Source organism: Candidatus Enterococcus murrayae, from assembly GCF_017315985.1.
GTDB lineage: Bacteria > Bacillota > Bacilli > Lactobacillales > Enterococcaceae > Enterococcus_A > Enterococcus_A murrayae.
On record NZ_JAFLVR010000060.1, the window covers coordinates 1 to 20,123 of the forward strand.

Below are 20,123 nucleotides of genomic sequence, written 5' to 3' on the forward strand. Positions count from 1 at the left end.
AACCGTCAAATAATTTAAATGAAAAAAAGAGTCGGGCAGAATAGCAGAATGATATCCGAATCGATAATAAACTATTTTTTTGCTTTATAAAAAAATAGTACATAATTCAGAGGTAGGTGAGATTGATGGATGAAAACCAAGAAGAGCTAGAGATACATTTCCAACAATTACGGGAGGAGCTGGATCAGAATGATTTGCCAGCGTTTCGGGATCATTTTTTGGAGATGCATTTTTACGATCAGGGACAATTTTATCAATCGCTGAATCAAGAAGAACGGCAGCTCGTTTATTCTTATTTATCACCCAAAGAAATTGCGGACATGTTTGATGTCATCGAAGAAGACGATGAGCACGTGGACGAATACCTAAATGAGATGCGTCCACAATATGCAGCAGACATGTTGTCTGAGATGTATACCGATAACGCAGTGGACTTGCTGAATGAGTTGGATAAAAAGCCGGTAGCCAAATATTTAAGCTTGATGGATTCTGAACACGCCAATGAAATTCGCGATTTGCTTCACTATGAAGATGATACTGCCGGATCATTGATGACGACGGAGTACGTCTCGATTGTAGCGAATCAAACGGTTCGTTCTGCGATGTATGTTTTGAAAAGAGAGGCCCAAATTGCGGAGACGATCTATTATACTTATGTAGTGAATGATGACAATCAGCTTGTAGGTGTTATTTCCCTACGTGATTTGATCGTTAATGATGATGATACGATGGTCTCTGATGTGATGAGTGAACGGGTGATCTCTGTCCACGTTGGTGATGACCAAGAGGATGTGGCGCAAACCTTTCGTGATTATGATTTCCTTGCGTTGCCAGTAACCGATTATGACGATCATTTATTGGGAATCGTGACTGTTGATGATATCATTGACGTAATTGATGATGAAGCTGCCAGCGATTACTCTGGTTTGGCCGGTGTTAACGTGGAAGAAGTCAATGAAAATCCTGTCAAAGCTGCTTCGCGGCGGCTGCCTTGGCTGATTACGCTGCTCTTTCTGGGGATGACGACAGCAACGCTAATCAATCATTATGAGGAATTAGTCAGCAAGGCAAGTATTTTAGCTGTTTTCATTTCTCTGATCACTGGGACTGCCGGCAATGCAGGAACACAATCTTTGGCCGTAGCGGTGAGACGTTTAGCCGTTTCAGATGACAACGAAAAGAATTTCGGGAAATTGATCATTGGTGAAGTGCTGACCGGATTAGTGACGGGTTTAGTGACAGGTGTAACGATCTTTTTCATCGTTGGTATTTGGAAGCATAATTTTATATTAGGATTCGTTATTGGTGCGGCTATGATGGCGGCGATCACGGTCGCAAATCTAGCTGGAAGTTTTATTCCGATGCTGATGGAAAAATTAGGTTTTGACCCGGCTGTTGCTAGCGGACCATTCATTACCACCTTGAGTGATTTGACTAGTGTGCTGATTTATTTCAATATTGCCAGTCTCTTTATGGAACGTTTTATTGGACAATGATCGATGCTTCAAAAGACATATGCTGAAAGTAGTGAGAAAATTTTGAAAAAAGCTTATGCCGTTATTATCCGCAATGGATTGATTCTTTTAGTCCGGCGTCAGGGAATGCCTGTATGGGACTTGCCTGGAGGAGAACTTCTTCCAAATGAGAACGAACGTGAGGGAATGCAGCGCTTGATTAAGGAGTTGCTTTCTTTCGATAGCAAAGTAGAGGATCTAATTGGAATTTATACAAAAGAGTATCATGATGAGATCACCTATGTTTACAAGGTACAAGAAACGATTTCGCAAAGTAAAATGGAATCACAGGATTACGTGGCCTTCAATTTCTTTGATATTCATAATCTGCCGCTGAATGTTTTTCCAGATCGACATCGTCAGATCAAAGACTATAAAACTGGACGTTATCCAGTACGTTTGCGGTTTAAACAAAATCGAATTCTGATTCGAATTGAAAATTTCATCAAGCAACGAAAAAAAGAGAAGTGACTCAAATGAGTCCTTCTCTTTTTATAATGGAACGATTTTTGTGCCATGAAGTTCATTTACACCCAAGGCCGCAGCAATGCTTTCGGCGTTTTCTGCATTGATCCCACCACCAGGTAAGATGATGATCCGCCCAGCAGCGTAATCGATCAATTCCTTTAGGTGAGTCAGGTTGTCTTCAATGGTGGTAGATAATGGACCACCGTGGGTTAAAATCCGATCAATTCCTAGTTGAACGAACCAATCAATAGTTTTAAATTGTTCCTCTTTTGACAATTCATCGAAAGCCATATGGAAAGTTGTCATTATTCCTTCGCTATTTCCTACCAGCATTTCTAAGGCTTCTTCATCTACTTCGTTATCTTCCGTCAAGCAGCCAAATACGACACCATCAGTTCCGGCATTTTTCGCATGAATCAAATCATTCTCCATGATTTTCAGCTCAATATCATTATAGACAAAGTTTCCGCCACGAGGACGAATCATCGTCATGATTGGGACATGTTTTTCATTGGCGTATGCCAAGGTTTCTTCAATCACACCCATACTTGGTGTTGTACCGCCCACAGCTAAGTTGTCACATAGTTCAATCCGCCCGGCCCCAGCTTGGATTGCTTTTGGAATATCCGTATAATTTTCAGCACAAAATTCTTTAATCAAGCGTTTATCCTCCAATTTCATAGTAAGTTTTAAATGAAATAAATAGTGATCTCGACGTATAGTTTAGCATATCTTGGCAATAGTAGGAATAGAAGAACTATGCTATGATAAGATAGCGAAAAAGGGGTGAAAAGATGCTAAAAAAAATTGATCGGAGCGCGCTATTTTTGGTTGAGCAGCAACAACTCTTTCGCTGTCCGAAATGCCACCGTGAAATGACACAACAAGAAAAAAGCTTGATTTGTGAGAATGGGCACCGTTTTGACTTAGCGAAGAAGGGGACGCTTTATTTTTTAGATCATCAAATCAAAACGGATTATGATAAAGAAATGTTTGTACCACGAGGTCGAATGATCCGCTCAGGGATGTATCAGCCTGTGATTGAGAAAATAGCCAGTTTGATGCAAAACGGCAATGTATTGGACGTTGGTTGTGGTGAGGGCAGCTTTTTGCAGCAACTTAATCAAATAAACGAAAATCCTGTCTCAATCGGGTTTGATATTGCTAAAGAGGGCATCTATCTGGCTAGTAATCAACCAATTGAAGCATTTTGGTGTGTCGCGGATTTGACCAATCTGCCGTTTGCCAACGAGTCTTTTGATACGATCCTAAACATTTTCTCACCGTCACAGTATCGGGAGTTCAAACGTGTGATGAAGCCAGACGGTTGTGTAGTAAAAGTAGTTCCTCAATCGGGTTATTTACAGGAATTGCGTGCAATCTATCATCCAGATGGCGATACTTATTCAAACGAAGCAGTCATTCAACGTTTCACAGAGGAGCTTTCCCTCGACTATCGTGAACGAGTGACGTATGATTTTGAAATACCGGAAGAAAATCGATTAGATCTTTTAGAGATGTCTCCGCTGGAATGGAAGGTTCCAGCAGATATAAAAGCCAAATTGGCCGAGAATCCTTTGAAGAAAATAACGATTGATATCGAAATATTAAAAGGGCATTAGAGTAATCGTTTTCATTCAAATTCCTGAAAAGAGAAGGTTGCATTTGTGACTTCGTGATGTTATAGTACTAACAAGTTGTTTTTCATTGGTTTTTATCAGGTTCCTGTTCTGATAAAAGTTAGTGAAAAGTGCTTCACTAACGTAGCGACTCGCCGTGCTAGACACCGAGTTGGTACGTTTTTTTTTTGCGAGTTCTGCCGTGCGGACTATAGGGCCATTCGTGAAAATCATATGTGAGGCTAGAAACAAGCATTTTTTCAATTTTAGAAAAAACGAACTTTTATAATGAAATAACTGTCTGTTTTCATCCTGCGCTGCAGCAGGTTAGAAAAGTGAATAGGCTGTGTAAAATAAATATTGAAATAAGAACGAGGGAAACTATCATGACAAACCATATCGTATTATTTGAACCGCAAATCCCGGCAAATACGGGAAACATTGCACGAACTTGTGCGGCTACGAACTCTCCGCTGCATTTGATTGAACCATTAGGTTTTTCTACCGATGATAAGCATTTGAAGCGAGCAGGCCTTGATTACTGGAATGATGTAAACATTACCTATCATGAGGATTTAGCTGCGTTTTTAGACTATTTAGGAGATCAACCGCTGCATCTGATCACTAAGTTTGCCAATGCGACTTATTCAGAAGTGGATTATACTGATGATGGGAATCATTTCTTTATGTTTGGCAAAGAAACAACAGGGCTGCCGGAAGAATTTATGCGGGAAAATGAGGATAAATGTTTACGCATCCCGATGAATGATGAACATGTTCGCTCATTAAATCTATCCAATACAGTGGCTTTAGTTGTTTACGAAGCGCTGCGTCAACAAAATTTTCCTAAGTTGGAATTGACGCATCACTACGAACACGATAAGTTAGACTAGACACTACGTACTTGGAGAGGGATTTTTTATGAAACTTTATTTTACTCGTCACGGAAAAACTCGCTGGAATCAAGAAAAACGTTTCCAAGGCATGATGGGAGATTCGCCATTACTGCCTGAAAGCTTGGAGGCGATCAGCGCTTTAGGAAAAGAAATAAAGGATGTGCCATTTGAAACAATTTACACCAGCACGTTAAAACGGGCGTATTTAACGGCGGAGGGAATCAACAAGCAATTAGCACATCCAACTGAAATCGTTCGTTCAGAAGACTTGCGGGAACTTGGGTTAGGAACACTAGAGGGACAATTGATCCCTGTAATTGAAGAGCGTTATCCTAAAGATATGGTCAACTTGCGTCATCATTTAGAATCATATGATCCAACACCGTTTGAGGGAGAAAAAATCGAAGACATGCTGAAACGAATCAATGATCTAGTTGAAAAAGCGGTGGCTGATGCCAAGGAAGGTCCGCTTCTTTTTGTCGGTCACGGAGCAGCGTTGACTGCAGCTATTCAAGCATTAACCGGGAAGCCCTTGAGTGAGCTAAGGGAGATGGGCGGATTATTCAACAACAGCTTAACGATTTTAGAAGCGGAAAACAGCAAACCGCCGTATCGAATGATTCAATGGAATGATGTCAGCTTTTTAGAAGGAACAGGCTCGAAGCCGGATTCATTACTTTAGTAGAGGAGGGAGGAGCGAAATGTCAGAAGAACAGTTATACATCGTAGGAACATTAAAGGTGATCTTTTTTCAAAACCCTAGTAATTTTTATAAGGTTCTGCTGATCAAGGTCAGCGAGACAAACAGTGATTATCTTGAACAGGAAATTGTTGTCACGGGAAGCTTTGGCGATATGCAAGAAGATGAAGACTATCGCTTCTTCGGACATTTTGTCGATCATCCTCGTTATGGCAAGCAATTCTTAGTGGAAAGCTATGAACAAGCCCATCCAACATCAGCGAATGGGTTGATCAATTACTTGTCCAGTGAAAAATTTCCTGGAATAGGCAAGATAACCGCGGAGAAGATAATTGAAGTGCTGGGGGAAGAAGCGATTGATCAAATTATGGAAAATCCCGCGGTGCTGGCGAAGGTACCCAATCTAAATGTGAAAAAGCAGAAGGTGATTGTGGAGACGATCCGGCAAAATCATGGGATGGAGCAAATCATTGTCGGCTTAAGCCGTTATGGCTTTGGCAGCCATTTATCCTTTGCGATTTTCCAAACATACCGAAATGAAGCATTGGAGATCATCGCTGAAAATCCCTATCAGCTGGTGGAAGATATTGAGGGAATCGGCTTTAAAAAGGCGGATAGTTTAGCAGAACAATTAGGGATTGCAGCAGATAGTCCACAACGAATTCGGGCAGCAATTTTTCATCAGGTCAATGAAGATGCAAATCAAAGCGGTGATACCTATGTGGAGGCACAACAGCTGTTGACCGAAGTCTTGCAGCTTTTAGAAACAACCAGGCCAGTTGAAATTGCTCCTGATCAAATCGCAAATATGATTATCCAATTAGTCGAAGAAGAAAAAATTCAGCAAGAAGCAACAAAAATCTATGAAAACACATTGTTTTATAGTGAATGGGGGATTGCTTCTTCGATTGAGCGATTATTGGCTCGAAAAAAGGAAATCAACTACCCGCAGGAAGCAATTGATAAGAAGCTGCGAATCATTGAGAAGCAATTGAAGATTACCTATGGTGATTCCCAAGATCAAGCAATCAAAGAAGCCATTCGTTCCCCGCTGTTCATTTTGACTGGCGGACCCGGAACAGGGAAAACAACGGTGATCAACGGAATCGTTAAACTATTTGCAGAGTTGAACGATCTGTCATTAGATCTGAAAGATTATACGAAGGCCATCTTTCCCATTTTGCTGGCAGCGCCAACTGGTCGAGCGGCTAAACGCATGAATGAAACAACAGGATTGCCAGCTAGTACGATCCACCGATTATTAGGTCTCAATGCCAATGATGACACGCCTGATATTGAGGCGAAGGAGTTAGATGGCGGGTTACTGATCGTTGATGAAATGTCGATGGTAGATACTTGGTTGGCGAATACTTTGCTGAAGGCTATTCCTGATAACATGCAGGTGATTTTTGTAGGAGACAAGGATCAACTGCCATCTGTTGGTCCGGGTCAAGTTTTCCATGATCTGCTGCAGATTGAAGAGATACCAAAGATGGAGCTGACAGATATTTATCGGCAAGGCGACGGCTCATCTATCATTCCGTTGGCGCACGAAATCAAAGATGGAAAACTACCGCAAGATTTTAGAAAAAATCAAGAGGATCGGTCCTTCATTGCTTGTCACGCTTTTCAAATGGAGGAGGTCGTGAAGCAGATTGTTGAGCGGGCGAAGAAAAAAGGGTACACCGCTCAAGATGTTCAGGTTTTAGCACCGATGTATCGCGGTCCGGCAGGGATCGATGCGATCAATAAAATGATGCAGGAAATTTTTAATCCCAATGATGGACGGAAAAAGGAAGTTCAGTGGAACGATGTCGTTTATCGAATTGGAGATAAGGTTCTGCAATTAGTCAATAATCCAGAACTAAATGTTTTTAACGGGGACATGGGGATTATTGTTGGGATCATTCCAGCGAAAGAGTCGGAAGATAAAGTGGATGAATTGGTAATCCAGTTTGACAGCAATGAGATCAGCTATAAACGCTCAGAATGGAATAAGATAAAACTTTCCTATTGCTGTTCGATCCACAAGGCGCAGGGGAGCGAATTTAAAATGGTCCTTTTGCCGATGGTCAAGCAGTATTCCCGGATGCTTCAGCGAAATCTCTTGTATACAGCGGTGACACGAAGCAAAGACCTGCTGATTCTATTAGGCGAAGAAGAAGCGTTCCAGGCCTGTGTAGATCGTGAATCAGCAGTGCGGAAAACAACATTGATTGAGCGTATCATGAAGGGAACGGATGATGTTGGGCCTAAGCGGCCTAAAGTAGAACCCTTTAAAGCCGTTGAAGAAAAACAAAAACCAGCAGCTAATGAACCAACTATTTTGACTCCAAAATTAATTGCGGCGCAATCGATCGATCCGATGATCGGAATGGAAGATATCACGCCAGCGATGTTTATGTAATAGCTTAAAAGGACTGAAAAATAAATCCGCGGATTTATTTTTCAGTCCTTTTGTCTGCATACCAGATATATTGCGTCGCAGTGGAGAAGCTCATATCAAATGATCGTTCGCCCATGTTTTCGCCATCAGCTTGACCATGCTGCGGAACAACCGAAACAATCCGGATTTTACTGCTGGTAAAATGCTTGTAGTGCTTGTTTTCAGTATGTTTCTTTCGAAGAAGCTGAATCAGAAAACGTAAAATCGCTGCCAGATTCGGCTTTTCTACAACAACAAGATCGATCGTCTCTTTTTTTGGATCAGCCATTGGTGCGATCGCTATCCCTCCGCCAAAATAAGGAATATTTGTGGTAGTACATAAAAAAGTTCGTTCAAAGCTCAATGATTGTCCATTTAACTCAACAAGAATTGGAAAAGTTTTTTGAGTAAAGATGGCCTTCACCAGGTATATCGCGTAAGAAGCTGAACCCAAATGATACTTATTCAATACTTTTTTCGAAGAAGATGCATTTGTCGTTGCAACAATCAAGGCATCCAAACCGATCCCAACATTGTTCAAAATGACTCCGCGCTCTTCACGGATTTTTTCATCGTAGTGAAAAACATTGATCGGCTGTGGTCTTAAAGCAGAGGTAATCTGCTCAAAGGCCTTTTCCGGGTCTCGGGACAGACCGATCCCCCGAGCGAAATCATTTCCTGATCCGGCAGGAATATAACTAACGGGAAACTGACGATCCAAAACATAAAGCTGATTGACCACTTCATGCAGCGTTCCGTCACCGCCAATCACTACTAGCAGGTGAAATGAATTATCGACATGGTCCTTTTCGCAGGTTTCTGACCAAGGGCTAAGCAGATCTACCAGGCGTTCCACAATTTCTCTTTCGTCGCCAGGCTGCTCAGTGTAATAAGGTGTGTATGTATAGTCACCGTCATCCAGTAATTGAATGATTGTTTCTGCTGTTTTCGCCGCGTTGCCGCTGCCGGCAGCGGGATTGATTAAAATATGATAATGAAAATTCATGTCCTCGATCCTTTCAAAGACTGATTATAACAGAGTGACAATGGGAACTGTAGAAAATTGTTTGATTGCACGAATAAAAAATCCCTCTTCTATGCAGGGAGGGAGATGATTTTATTAATAGATTAGAGATTAATTGCTTTCTGGATAAACCAATCAATCGTTTTTTGGTCATAATTTGAGGCCCGATAGTCCTTGTTTATACTAGCGGATCGGGAGGACCGATCCATTGAAACAGCTAGGAACCCCCAAATATAAAAGAGGCATTCACGATCGTTTATTTCGATTCTGTATTTTTCCACTAGCGGCGCACGTGTACTACAGCACCCGTAGTTTCCGCGAGCCCACCGATCCTTGATGACAGCCTGACCATTCTGCTGAGCTTTTAGAAATAATTGCTCTAATTCGTTGTCGATTCCTATCATGCTCAAACACCTTTTCTTTTGATAAAGATACTTAATACAAAAGAATTATATCACTAGAAGTTCTGGTGGTTCAATGTTGAGGTGTTTGCTGAAAAACTTGAGTTGACTTACATTCTGAAAAAACGTATGCTGTAAAAGGTTCACAGCGGTTCATCAACCATCCCGCTTTAAAAAAACTCGGAGAAAGAAGGACAATTATGAATATGGTAGAAGGAAAACGAGTCAATGTCGTAGTGACCAATGGAATCATCATGGCGCTTTATTTGGCTCTAACGATTTTAGTTACACCTGTAGCATCAGGAGCGATCCAATTTCGTATTTCGGAAAGCTTGAATCACTTAGTTGTATTTAATCGAAAATATTTGTGGGGGATCTTTGGCGGAGTCGTTGTCTATAATGCGATTTTCGGAATGGGTTGGCTCGATGTCGTTTTTGGCGGAGGGCAGACGCTGCTGGCTTTATCTTTGACAGCGATCTTGCAAAATGTCGTAAAAAATACAAAGGTTCGCCTAGCTTTGAACGTGGTGTTCTTTAGTGCAAGTATGTTTCTGATTGCACTGATGCTGAATTTAACAGCACAATGGCCTTTTTGGCCAACTTATGGCTGGACAGCATTGAGTGAGGCGATTATTATGACCGTTTCAGCACCGATCATGTATTACCTAAATCAACGTTTGCATTTTGCAAAACAAATATAAAAAATGGCGGGCCTAATTATTTAGGACCGCCATTTTTGCTAGAGCGATTAGTCTTGCATTGAGAGCGATTCGACTTCTTGAATCTCAAAATGTTTCCGTTCAAGATAGTCAATGATTTGATTCAGCTTGTTTTCATCAACACCGGCCGGCAGGGTAAATAGTGTACGACGCCCTTTGAGATCGTGACCGACATCTAAGGTGATGCAGCTGGCGATAGTGGTGAATTTAGAAATGATCTTCGACATTGCAGCTAAATCACCGCGTTTTCCAGTTGAAACAACCGTTATCACGTAGCTGCCAGTTTGGATATTCCAAGATTGAGATAACATATTCAATAAAGTACTGTGAGTCAAGATACCATAAAAATGGTGATCCTCATCTAAAACAGTAATGTATGGTAATTCTTTAATCGTAAAAAAGATCTTAAAAAAAGAAGTATCTAATGAAATGAATTTTGTTGCATTTTTCAGCAAATGAGTGACTGGTAAATCCATGTCTCCGCCATTCGCTTTGTGCCGGTAAATATGCATTTTGTAGATATTGCCTCGGAAAATTTGGTCGCTTTCATCAAGAATCGGAACACAACGAAAACCTGTGCCTTCTAAAATATCCAACGCCTCTTGCAATGTCGTCGATTCATTGATCGTCGTCAAATTCTCTTTGGGATAAACGAGACTTTTTAATAACATCCAATAACCCTCCAATAAAGCTATTCATTCTTTCATCATATTATCATATTCTCTAGGATAAAGAAATTCATTTTAGAAACAATTCAAATTGATTGCCTAAGTACTAAAGAAAGAATTACAGCCTCTGACAAATGTTGACAGTTAAACGGATTGATGATAATGTTAGTCTGTGACTTTTTGAGGTTGTTCATTCGCTTTTAGCGAAGAGTAAACAATATGAAGTTTTTCGCGAGAAAAATGAATACATTAATATTAATAGGAATTAGGAGTAGATCGCTATGGCATCAAAAAAAGCGGCTCTGGCCTGCACGGTTTGTGGTTCAAGAAACTACACAAAATCAGTGAGCGAAGGCAAACGCGGCGAGCGTTTAGAGATCAATAAGTTTTGCAAACATTGTAATCAGTATACGATACATAAAGAAACAAAATAATTAACAAACTAGGGGGATAATCAATTGAACTTTTTACGCAGTGTCAGAGAGGAAATGAAGCTTGTTTCATGGCCTTCAAAAAAACAATTGCGCCATGATTCGCTAGTCGTAATCGAAACAGCAATCATTTTTGCTTTGATGTTTTTCATCATGGATACAGCGATTCAAGCATTGATCAATTTGGTCATTCGCTAGTAGCCAATTCAAAAAAAGCATGTTATACTATTTGAGAGAAAAAACCTTGGTACTGCTGAGGTTTTTTTATTTTAGAACGAGGAGCCGATGGCAAAAATGGAATCTTTTGAAAAACAATGGTATGTATTGCATACTTATTCCGGCTATGAAAACAAAGTAAAAGCAAACATAGAATCACGTGCACAAAGTATGCGGATGGAAGACTACATTTTCCGTGTAGTTGTCCCGGAAGAAACAGAAATGGAAGTTAAAGGCGGTAAAGAAAAAGAAATCGTCCATAAGACGTTTCCTGGGTATGTGTTAGTAGAAATGGTCATGACAGATGATTCTTGGTATGTTGTTCGTAATACACCAGGTGTAACTGGTTTCGTCGGTTCACATGGTGCCGGAAGCAAGCCAGCGCCATTGATGCCTGAGGAAATCAACCATATCTTGCGTTCATTAGGTATGAGCACTCGTCAACACGAGCTAGAAGTAGAAGTTGGAGAAACAGTGAAAATCATCGAAGGGGCTTTTGCCGGTCTTGAAGGTGTGATCACTGAAATCGATGAAGAGCGCGATAAGATCAAGGCGAACATCGATATGTTCGGTCGTGAAACAAGTACCGAATTAGATTTTGATCAAATCGATAAAATTTAATTTGCTAAGCATGCCGAGACGAGCTGTCTCGGTTTTTCTTTTGCATTTTTCTCGAAGTGAAAGAAACGGTGCAGAGTTGGTAAACAGCTTTAAAAAAAGTTCATACGCTTTTGTTGAGTTACCGATCATCTGTGACTATAGTAGAGGATATAAAATCAAAAGTGAGCTTGACTCATTTGAAAAGAAGTTAAGAAGCGGAGAGTACAACATATGAAAAAAATAATTTTAAGCTTATTTTTCATGACGGCAATTTTTGCACTGATTGGATGCGGATCAGGTGAGTCAAAGCAAACAGAAAAAACGGAAAAATCCCCTGCAGCGGCGACGTCCAAGGAAAAAAATGCCTTGACAAAAAGTGCGGTACCGACCGTGTTCATTCATGGATATGGCGGGACGGTCAATTCTTTTGGTGGAATGATCCAGCGCTTTTCCAATGAGTGGAAAACCAAAAAAGAAATGCTGATTACCGTTCAAGCAGATGGCACATTAACTGTCGATGGTCAACTTAGCAAAGAAAAAAGCAACCCTAGTGTGCAAGTTTTATTTGCGGCAAATAAAGACAATGAATGGAATCAAACTGAATGGATCTATACTGTTTTAAAATATTTGAAGCAGCAGGGTGTGGCGCAAGTGAATTTAGTCGGACACTCGATGGGTGGAGTCAGTTCATTACGATATTTGACGACATACGGCCAACCAAGCGATGCATCGAAAATCAATAAGTTCATTTCTATCGGTGCACCGTTCAATGATTTTACCGAATCATCTGAATCTATTGAGGACGTATTAAAAAGCGGTCGAGAAACAAAAGCTAGTCGTTACGTAGATTACGAGAATGGTATTTCCAATGTACCGAATGACCTTCCCATCTTTTTAGTTGCAGGGAAATTAGATGAAAAGACTGATTCGGACGGTACAGTGCCACTTAACAGTGCATTAGCTACTTATTCCTTATTAAAAGATCATGGTAATCCAATCAGCTACCAAATTTTTACTGGTTCAAATGCTCAACATAGCCAACTGCACGAAAACACAGGTGTTGATCAGGCAATTGCAAACTTTTTGTGGAAGTAAGACGACATAGGATTTAAACAGCGATTTCGTCTTTGCAGGAAGATTAGAAGACAATTTGCTTGCTTACTTTTTGTAAGAGTATTAAGATAACTCATGTATTCAAAAGAAAGAAGGATTTATCATGACTTATCAGGCAAGTAACGAAGAGCATCCAATTGAAATTATAAATATTGCTTCATTAGAAGGACGCGTAAAAGAGCGCATGGAAAAAGGAGCGTTCGGTTACATTCGCGGCGGTTCTGAAGACGAATGGACAATGAAAGAAAATACTTCTTCATTTCATAATAAAACGATTATGCCGCGTGTATTAAGAGGAATCGATCATGCTGATCTCCACACAAAGCTTTGGGATATTGATTTAGCCACACCGATTATTCAAGCCCCATCCGCTGCTCAAGGCTTAGCTCATGAAAAGGGTGAAGCCGATACAGCTAAGGGTGTTGCTGCTGCCGGATCGATTTTTTCAATCAGTACGTATGCCAATACAACGATCGAAGATGCCGCAGCAGCTGCACCAAATGCACCGCAATTTTTCCAATTGTATATGAGTAAAGACGACGGATTTAATGCATTTATCTTAGAAAAAGCAGTTAAAGCCGGAGCGAAAGCCGTCATTTTGACTGCGGATTCAACACTTGGCGGTTATCGAGAGGAAGACATCGTCAATAAATTTCAATTTCCGCTGCCAATGCCAAACTTAGCCGCTTATAGTGCAGAAAGCGATAGCGGCGATGGTGAAGGAAAAGGAATTGCGGAAATTTATGCGGCAGCCAAGCAAGGCTTAGTTCCTGAAGATATTAAGAAAATCAAAGATTTAACGAGTTTACCTGTTTTTGTTAAGGGAATCCAATCACCTGAGGATGCTGAAGTTGCGATTGCAGCAGGTGCCGATGGTATCTGGATATCAAACCATGGTGGTCGTCAGTTAGACGGCGGCCCAGCATCATTTGATGTACTGCCATTAATTGCCGGTGTTGTGAATAAACGTGTGCCGATTGTTTTTGACAGCGGTGTACGTCGCGGTGAACATGTTTTTAAAGCTTTAGCTAGTGGAGCTGACTTGGTCGCAATTGGACGGCCGGTAATTTACGGGTTAAACCTTGGGGGCGCTGAAGGAGTTACTTCTGTTTTTAATCATTTAAACAAAGAGCTCTCAATCACAATGCAGCTTGCCGGCACAAGGACCATTGATGAAGTGAAGAATACAAGACTATATGACGCTAAATAATTAGATAATTGATACTGCACTAAGAAGATTTTTTTCTTGGTGCAGTTTTTTTGCGTTTTTCTTGCACACGGTTTCTTTTTAGTTTATTATTAACTAATAAATTAGGTGAACCTAAAATAAGAAAGAGGGGTATCTATGCAAACAATTCGTGTAGAAAATTTATCGGTTGCTTATCGTGGAAAAATCGCTTTGCAACGGGTTAATTTGGAACTATCTGCAGGGAAATTGACTGGAATCGTTGGTCCTAATGGTGCTGGTAAGTCCACGTTAATGAAAGGAATAATGCAGCTGATAAAAACACAATCAGGAAAAATTTTTTATGGCGAACAGCCGCTTAATAGGCAAAGGCAAAAAATTGCTTATGTCGAACAACGACAAGACATCGATTTGAGTTTTCCAATAGATGTATTTGGTGTTGTGTTGTTTGGAACATATTCGCATCTTAAGCTGTTTCAACGACCAGGGAAAAAAGAGAAAAAACTTGCGTCCAAGTGCTTGGAGGAAGTGGGACTGTCAGAATTTGCTAATCGGCAAATAAGCGAATTGTCTGGAGGACAGCTGCAGCGTGTGTTTATTGCACGGGCATTGGCGCAGCGAGCAGAGTGGATTTTACTGGATGAGCCCTTTGCTGGTATCGACGCCGCAAGCGAAAAAATCATTATTGAGTTATTGAAGAAATTACGAGATGAAGGGAAGTCAATCGTGATCGTCCATCATGATCTTCATAAAGTCACGGATTATTTCGATGAAGTGATTTTATTAAATAAAGACCTAATTGCTTCAGGTCCAGTTGCTCAAACATATACAACGAAAAATATGGAAAAAACTTATGGCAGCGAAATTACTCAGATGTTGGGAGTAGGAGGTGCTGGCTTTGCTACATGATTTTCTTCAAGGGTTAATCGACTATCAGTTTTTACAAAATGCCTTAATCACTTCTGTCATGGTAGGAGTATCAGCTGGTGTAATAGGTTCCTTTATCATTTTACGCGGGATGTCGTTGATGGGAGATGCCATCTCTCATGCGGTACTACCTGGGGTGGCGATCTCTTACATGTTAGGAAGCAGCTATATTATCGGAGCAACTTTTTTTGGGCTATTTTCCGCGGCTTTGATTGGTTTTATCAGCAAACACAGTCGCTTAAAAAATGATACAGCGATTGGGATCGTGTTTAGTTCCTTTTTCGCACTAGGGATTATATTAATTTCATTTGCTCGCAGTGCAACGGATCTTTATCATATCCTTTTTGGAAATGTTTTGGCGGTTCGCGATTCAGACATGTATTTAACGGCGATCGTAATGGTTATTGTCGTATTCGTTGTTTTACTTTTTTATAAACAATTGAAATTGACATCATTTGCGCCAACGATGGCTCAGTCGTACGGCTGGAATATTGGTCTAATTAATTATGGCTTGATGTTTCTATTGACGCTAGTAGCAGTGACCTCCTTGCAAACTGTAGGGACAATTCTTGTGATTGCTATGTTGATTACCCCTGCGGCTGCAGCCTATCAATTAACTAATAAGCTGTCAGTCATGGTGGGATTGTCCACATTATTTGGTGTGTTAAGTGCGATTATCGGTCTGTATTTTAGCTATAGTTACAATCTTCCTTCAGGAGCGACGATCGTGATGACGGCGGCAGTAATTTTCATTGCAGCCTTTCTTTTTTCACCTACTAAAGGGCTGATTCAACAGCTGCGAAAGGATGCTCAGTCTGCTGCTTCAAGTGTGAAGTAGACGAGATGTATAAATATGACAGCTAACGAGTAATTATAATCGAAAAGGAAGTGAAGGCATGAAGCGTAAAAAACTGATTATTGCAGGGATCATCGGATTAATCATGCTCACAGGTTGTGGGGCAAAAAGCAAAGAGTCATCTGACACCAAGACTTCAAAGAAAGTAGAAGTGGTTGCGACCAATTCAATCATTGCAGATATGGTCAAGGAAGTAGGAAAAGATCAGGTGAGTATTCATAGTATTGTGCCGGTTGGGACAGACCCCCATGAATATGAGCCATTACCTGAGGATATAAAAAAAGCCAGTGAAGCGGAAATCGTTTTTTACAATGGCTTGAATTTAGAGACTGGTAACGGCTGGTTTAACAAGCTGATGGAAACGGCAAAGAAGAAGGAAAATGAAGATTATTTTGCAGTGAGTAAAGAGGTTGAACCGATTCATCTGATCAGTAACAGCAAACAAGCAGATCCGCATGCATGGCTGGATATTTCTAACGGTGTTTTATATGTACATCAGATTCAGTCCATTTTAAGTAAAAAAGATCCAAGTAACAAAGAAAATTATCAGAAGCATGCAGAAACATATATCAATAAACTAAAAAAATTGGATGCTTCAGCAAAAAAAGAATTCGCCGATATTCCAATTGAGAAAAAACTATTAGTAACAAGCGAAGGAGCCTTCAACTACTTTTCTAAGGCATATGACATACCAGCTGCGTATATCTGGGAAATCAATACGGAAAGTCAAGGAACACCAGAGCAAATGAAACAGATAATTAAAAAGGTTCGAGCATCACAAGTTCCTTCTTTGTTTGTTGAGACAAGCGTCGACAAACGCAGTATGGAGCGCTTATCTAAGGAAGCAAGTCTGCCGATTTATAGTGATTTGTTTACCGACTCACTAGCAAAAGCGGGAAGTAATGGTGACAGCTATTACAAAATGATGAAGTGGAATCTCGATAAGATCCATGAAGGTCTGACGAAATAATAAAAGCAGCTGACTTCTGATCAGCTGCTTTTTGTTCGATTAAACGGTAGCTTTTTTTGGTTCGCCGAAGACCTGCTTTTGCAAACGCAAACCAGTTGGAGTAGTGGCTACACCGCCTTCTGCCGTTTCTTTGAAAATTTGCGGCATTGCGCGGCCTACTTTATACATTGCTTCCACGACTTCATCTGGCGGGATGACACTGCGAATTCCGGCCAAAGCCATATCTGCTGAGATAAACGCTTGTGAAGCTCCCATCGCGTTACGCTTCACACAAGGCACTTCAACTAAACCAGCAACAGGATCACAAATCAGTCCCATGACATTTTTTAAAGTAATGGCCAAGGCATTTGCGGCCATTTCAGGAGTACCGCCGTTTGCCGAAACCAAGGCAGCCGCTGACATTGCGCTAGCAGAACCAACTTCAGCCTGACAGCCGCCTTCAGCGCCAGATATTGAGGCATTATTTGCCATTACTAAGCCAAAAGCGCCTGCAGTAAATAAGAAATCAATCTGTTCCTCATGCGTTAAATCCAATTTTTCACGGGCAGCCATCAAGACGCCGGGTAATACGCCGGCACTACCAGCAGTAGGTGTAGCACAAACCAATCCCATTTTGGCATTGACTTCATTTACAGCGATCCCATTACGTACCGCCTTTAAAATCGTATCGCCACTCATAAATTTGCCACTTTCGATATAATCGTTCATGCGCTTAGCATCTCCGCCAGTGATTCCTGTAACAGAGGTGACTCCTTGAATCCCTTCTTCAATTGAGCTTTCCATTACTTCCAAATTGCGTTCCATCAACGCAATGATTTCTTCACGAGTACGATCAGTTAATTCCATTTCAGTCGTGATCATCAATTCACCGACAGTGGGATAATCCTTTGCTTGTTCTACAAGCTCTTGGATTGAGTAAAACATGACAATTCCTCCTCATTAATAATACGTAGCAGTGTGAGTATCTTCATTTAAGCAACAGCTATTTGAAATAAGTCACACTCAAGACATCGTCTTCGCCTTTGATTTCTTGTCTCAAACCTTCTGGATCATCTGGTGTATCATCGATCTCTAAAAGTACAATCCCGTTTTCACCTCTAGTTTTACGAGTCATGGTTACTTTACCAATATTTAGGCCATGCTTCATAAAAATAGTAGACACACGAGAGAGCAGACCAGGAACGTCTTTGTTAATAATGATGTATGTTGGATTTCCCATACCAAGTGAGATACTATACCCATTCATTTCGGTGATCTGAATATTTCCGCCGCCAATTGAGACACCGGTGATCGACATTTCTAGATCCCCCTTAATCATACGCAGGGTCACAGTATTTGGATGATCCGCAATTTCTTTTTTCGGCACAAAGAGTACTTCCATGCCTTGTTCGTGAGCGATCTTCAAAGAGTCGGATAAACGTGGGTCATCAGGTTCCATCCCTAGAATACCGCCAACTAAAGCAATATCTGTTCCATGTCCACGATATGTCTTGGCAAATGATTCGTACAGATCAAACTCAACTGAATCGGGGCGTTCCCCGAAGATCATACGGCAAACTTTACCGATTCGTGCAGCACCGGCTGTGTGTGAACTGCTTGGCCCCACCATTACTGGACCAATAATGTCAAAAACACTTCGATATTTTAAAACTTCCATTATTTTAAACCTCCCCAATTTATCCGATGAAAATCCTCATCAAGTCGACCATAGTGTAACATATACGCTTTCTGAAAATAGTAAGATTAATAATTTATTTTGTTATTCTCATAGTAGTTAAAGAGATTGTGAAGCGTTTTATTATTGTTGGAAAAGCATCGTGAGCGAGTCCTGCTTTTGAGCACCAGACAGATACTTGAAGAAAACTGGCTGTGTGTGCCAGCAGCCGTGCCAAAATTTGATAAAATACTTTCCCAATGTAGCTAGCTCTTGCTGATTGTTGGAAGAATTAGCTCCCTAAGCTGGACTGCAAATTTTTTCAATATTAAGAAAACCATCTTGCATTCAGACAAATATTCTGCTATGATACCAAGGTGTGTTTTGTTCACACGGTTTTAGTGGGAGGAGAAATTTTGATCTCCAATTAACCACATCACGGACCAAGGAGGTATGTCTCGTGGCAAAAAAAGTAGAAAAATTAGTTAAACTGCAAATTCCTGCAGGGAAAGCAACACCAGCTCCCCCAGTAGGTCCTGCACTAGGTCAAGCGGGTATCAACATCATGGGATTCACGAAAGAATTCAATGCTCGTACAGCTGATCAAGCAGGTTTGATCATTCCAGTTGTGATCTCTGTATATGAAGATCGTTCATTTACATTCATCACAAAAACACCGCCAGCTGCAGTATTATTGAAAAAAGCGGCTAAAATTGACAAAGGTTCTGGCGAACCAAACAAAAACAAAGTTGCAAAAGTTACTAGCGATCAAGTAAAAGAAATCGCTGAGTTGAAAATGCAAGACCTAAACGCAGCTAACGTTGAGTCAGCAATGCGCATGGTTGAAGGAACTGCACGAAGCATGGGTATCACTGTCGAATAATTTTTTGAATTTCGATGACCCAAGAAAGTAGCTTCTCAGTTGGCTCCCTATCTAAAGATACGGAACACGTGGGAGGTTCTACCGTTATAACCACATCAAGGAGGAAACAAAATGGCTAAAAAGAGCAAAAAAATGCAAGATGCATTAAAAAAAGTTGATACTACTAAAGCTTACCCAGTTGCGGAAGCAGTAGCACTAGCAAAAGAAATTAACTTCGCGAAATTTGACGCAACTGTAGAAGTTGCATACAAATTGAACGTAGACCCTAAAAAAGCAGACCAACAAATCCGTGGAGCAGTTGTGCTTCCAAACGGAACTGGTAAAACTCAAACTGTTTTAGTATTCGCTAAAGGCGAAAAAGCAAAAGAAGCAGAAGCTGCTGGCGCTGACTTCGTTGGTGATGACGACATGGTTGCAAAAATCCAAGGCGGATGGTTCGACTTTGACGTTGTTGTAGCGACACCTGATATGATGGCTACAGTTGGTAAATTAGGACGTGTGCTTGGACCTAAAGGTTTAATGCCAAACCCTAAAACTGGTACTGTGACAATGGATGTTACGAAAGCTGTTGAAGAAGTAAAAGCTGGTAAAGTAACTTACCGTGTTGACAAAGCTGGTAACGTTCATGTTCCAATCGGTAAAGTATCATTTGATGATGCTAAATTGGTTGAAAACTTCAACACTATCAATGAAACTTTAGTTAAAGCAAAACCTGCAACAGCTAAAGGTCAATACATCAAAAATATTTCTATGACAACAACATTTGGACCTGGTATCCATGTTGAACAATCTGCTATCTAATTAATTTTTAGAAAAGCACTTGACTCGGCTAGCTTATCTATGGTAAGTTAGT

The 20,123-nt window shown here is 40.7% G+C and carries 23 protein-coding genes; 17 read left to right on the top strand and 6 right to left on the bottom strand.

Translation table 11 applies throughout. From position 1 onward, the window contains the following. Positions 1-125 precede the first annotated feature (125 nt). Positions 126-1,496, top strand: a complete 1,371-nt coding sequence (gene mgtE, locus JZO85_RS19320) for a magnesium transporter (protein WP_207110152.1) — start codon at positions 126-128, stop codon at positions 1,494-1,496. 3 nt (positions 1,497-1,499) lie between these two features. Then, entirely contained in the window at positions 1,500-1,985 is a 486-nt protein-coding gene (locus JZO85_RS19325) for an NUDIX hydrolase (RefSeq protein ID WP_242550451.1), read from the top strand. Positions 1,986-2,006: 21 nt separating this feature from the next. Here the strand turns inward: JZO85_RS19325 and JZO85_RS19330 are convergent, their stop codons facing one another. After that, positions 2,007-2,642 carry a copper homeostasis protein CutC gene (locus JZO85_RS19330; protein ID WP_207110153.1) on the bottom strand — a complete coding sequence of 212 codons (636 nt, stop codon included), beginning with the start codon at positions 2,640-2,642 and terminating at the stop codon, positions 2,007-2,009. Between the two features lie 134 nt (positions 2,643-2,776). Here JZO85_RS19330 and JZO85_RS19335 point away from each other — a divergent pair, with 134 nt between their 5' ends. From JZO85_RS19335 to recD2, 4 genes are all read left to right on the top strand, one after another. Further along, positions 2,777-3,604: a methyltransferase domain-containing protein gene (locus JZO85_RS19335; protein ID WP_207110154.1), complete on the top strand. Its 828-nt coding sequence runs from the start codon at positions 2,777-2,779 to the stop codon at positions 3,602-3,604. Positions 3,605-3,987: 383 nt separating this feature from the next. Next, positions 3,988-4,494, top strand: a complete 507-nt coding sequence (gene trmL, locus JZO85_RS19340) for a tRNA (uridine(34)/cytosine(34)/5-carboxymethylaminomethyluridine(34)-2'-O)-methyltransferase TrmL (protein WP_207110155.1) — start codon at positions 3,988-3,990, stop codon at positions 4,492-4,494. Between the two features lie 28 nt (positions 4,495-4,522). Beyond that, entirely contained in the window at positions 4,523-5,179 is a 657-nt protein-coding gene (locus JZO85_RS19345; protein ID WP_207110156.1) for a histidine phosphatase family protein, read from the top strand. A gap of 19 nt (positions 5,180-5,198) precedes the next feature. Next, on the top strand, positions 5,199-7,604 hold the full coding sequence (gene recD2 / locus JZO85_RS19350; RefSeq protein ID WP_207110157.1) for an SF1B family DNA helicase RecD2: 2,406 nt from the start codon (positions 5,199-5,201) through the stop codon (positions 7,602-7,604). A gap of 34 nt (positions 7,605-7,638) precedes the next feature. On the opposite strand, the gene JZO85_RS19355 is transcribed toward recD2, so the two are convergent. Then, the gene (locus JZO85_RS19355; protein ID WP_207110158.1) at positions 7,639-8,628 is read right to left on the bottom strand and encodes a diacylglycerol/lipid kinase family protein; all 990 of its coding nucleotides are present in this window, start codon (positions 8,626-8,628) and stop codon (positions 7,639-7,641) included. A gap of 122 nt (positions 8,629-8,750) precedes the next feature. Next, the gene (locus JZO85_RS19360; protein ID WP_207110159.1) at positions 8,751-9,050 is read right to left on the bottom strand and encodes a hypothetical protein; all 300 of its coding nucleotides are present in this window, start codon (positions 9,048-9,050) and stop codon (positions 8,751-8,753) included. A 197-nt stretch (positions 9,051-9,247) separates the two neighbouring features. On the opposite strand from JZO85_RS19360, the gene JZO85_RS19365 reads away from it, so the two are divergent. Next, a complete protein-coding gene (locus JZO85_RS19365; protein ID WP_207110160.1) occupies positions 9,248-9,748 on the top strand; it encodes a QueT transporter family protein in 501 nt (166 codons plus the stop codon). A 47-nt stretch (positions 9,749-9,795) separates the two neighbouring features. Here JZO85_RS19365 and cbpA read toward each other — a convergent pair whose 3' ends face one another. Next, complete coding sequence (gene cbpA, locus JZO85_RS19370) at positions 9,796-10,437, bottom strand: cyclic di-AMP binding protein CbpA (RefSeq protein ID WP_207110161.1); 642 nt, start codon at positions 10,435-10,437, stop codon at positions 9,796-9,798. Positions 10,438-10,715: 278 nt separating this feature from the next. Between cbpA and rpmG the strand changes: the two genes are divergently transcribed. From rpmG to efaA, 8 genes are all read left to right on the top strand, one after another. Next, positions 10,716-10,868, top strand: a complete 153-nt coding sequence (gene rpmG / locus JZO85_RS19375; protein ID WP_207110162.1) for a 50S ribosomal protein L33 — start codon at positions 10,716-10,718, stop codon at positions 10,866-10,868. 24 nt (positions 10,869-10,892) lie between these two features. Then, positions 10,893-11,063: a preprotein translocase subunit SecE gene (secE, locus tag JZO85_RS19380; RefSeq protein ID WP_207110163.1), complete on the top strand. Its 171-nt coding sequence runs from the start codon at positions 10,893-10,895 to the stop codon at positions 11,061-11,063. 96 nt (positions 11,064-11,159) lie between these two features. Continuing rightward, the gene (nusG, locus tag JZO85_RS19385; protein WP_207110192.1) at positions 11,160-11,702 is read left to right on the top strand and encodes a transcription termination/antitermination protein NusG; all 543 of its coding nucleotides are present in this window, start codon (positions 11,160-11,162) and stop codon (positions 11,700-11,702) included. A 210-nt stretch (positions 11,703-11,912) separates the two neighbouring features. Continuing rightward, positions 11,913-12,776: an alpha/beta fold hydrolase gene (locus JZO85_RS19390; protein ID WP_207110164.1), complete on the top strand. Its 864-nt coding sequence runs from the start codon at positions 11,913-11,915 to the stop codon at positions 12,774-12,776. A 121-nt stretch (positions 12,777-12,897) separates the two neighbouring features. Continuing rightward, the gene (locus JZO85_RS19395) at positions 12,898-14,004 is read left to right on the top strand and encodes a lactate oxidase (protein ID WP_207110165.1); all 1,107 of its coding nucleotides are present in this window, start codon (positions 12,898-12,900) and stop codon (positions 14,002-14,004) included. A 135-nt stretch (positions 14,005-14,139) separates the two neighbouring features. Continuing rightward, on the top strand, positions 14,140-14,889 hold the full coding sequence (locus JZO85_RS19400) for a metal ABC transporter ATP-binding protein (protein WP_207110166.1): 750 nt from the start codon (positions 14,140-14,142) through the stop codon (positions 14,887-14,889). Next, positions 14,879-15,745: a metal ABC transporter permease gene (locus JZO85_RS19405; protein ID WP_207110167.1), complete on the top strand. Its 867-nt coding sequence runs from the start codon at positions 14,879-14,881 to the stop codon at positions 15,743-15,745. Before JZO85_RS19400 ends, JZO85_RS19405 begins: the two co-directional genes overlap by 11 nt. Before the next feature lie 58 nt (positions 15,746-15,803). Further along, complete coding sequence (gene efaA, locus JZO85_RS19410; RefSeq protein WP_207110168.1) at positions 15,804-16,733, top strand: Mn/Fe ABC transporter substrate-binding lipoprotein EfaA; 930 nt, start codon at positions 15,804-15,806, stop codon at positions 16,731-16,733. Positions 16,734-16,772: 39 nt separating this feature from the next. Here the strand turns inward: efaA and sdaAA are convergent, their stop codons facing one another. Together sdaAA and sdaAB are read right to left on the bottom strand one after the other, a co-directional pair. Then, entirely contained in the window at positions 16,773-17,657 is an 885-nt protein-coding gene (gene sdaAA / locus JZO85_RS19415; protein ID WP_207110169.1) for an L-serine ammonia-lyase, iron-sulfur-dependent, subunit alpha, read from the bottom strand. A gap of 58 nt (positions 17,658-17,715) precedes the next feature. After that, positions 17,716-18,390 carry an L-serine ammonia-lyase, iron-sulfur-dependent subunit beta gene (gene sdaAB / locus JZO85_RS19420; RefSeq protein ID WP_207110170.1) on the bottom strand — a complete coding sequence of 225 codons (675 nt, stop codon included), beginning with the start codon at positions 18,388-18,390 and terminating at the stop codon, positions 17,716-17,718. Positions 18,391-18,847: 457 nt separating this feature from the next. Here sdaAB and rplK point away from each other — a divergent pair, with 457 nt between their 5' ends. Both rplK and rplA read left to right on the top strand, forming a co-directional pair. Beyond that, positions 18,848-19,270 carry a 50S ribosomal protein L11 gene (gene rplK, locus JZO85_RS19425; RefSeq protein WP_207110171.1) on the top strand — a complete coding sequence of 141 codons (423 nt, stop codon included), beginning with the start codon at positions 18,848-18,850 and terminating at the stop codon, positions 19,268-19,270. Between the two features lie 111 nt (positions 19,271-19,381). Next, entirely contained in the window at positions 19,382-20,071 is a 690-nt protein-coding gene (gene rplA / locus JZO85_RS19430; RefSeq protein WP_207110172.1) for a 50S ribosomal protein L1, read from the top strand. Positions 20,072-20,123 lie beyond the last annotated feature (52 nt).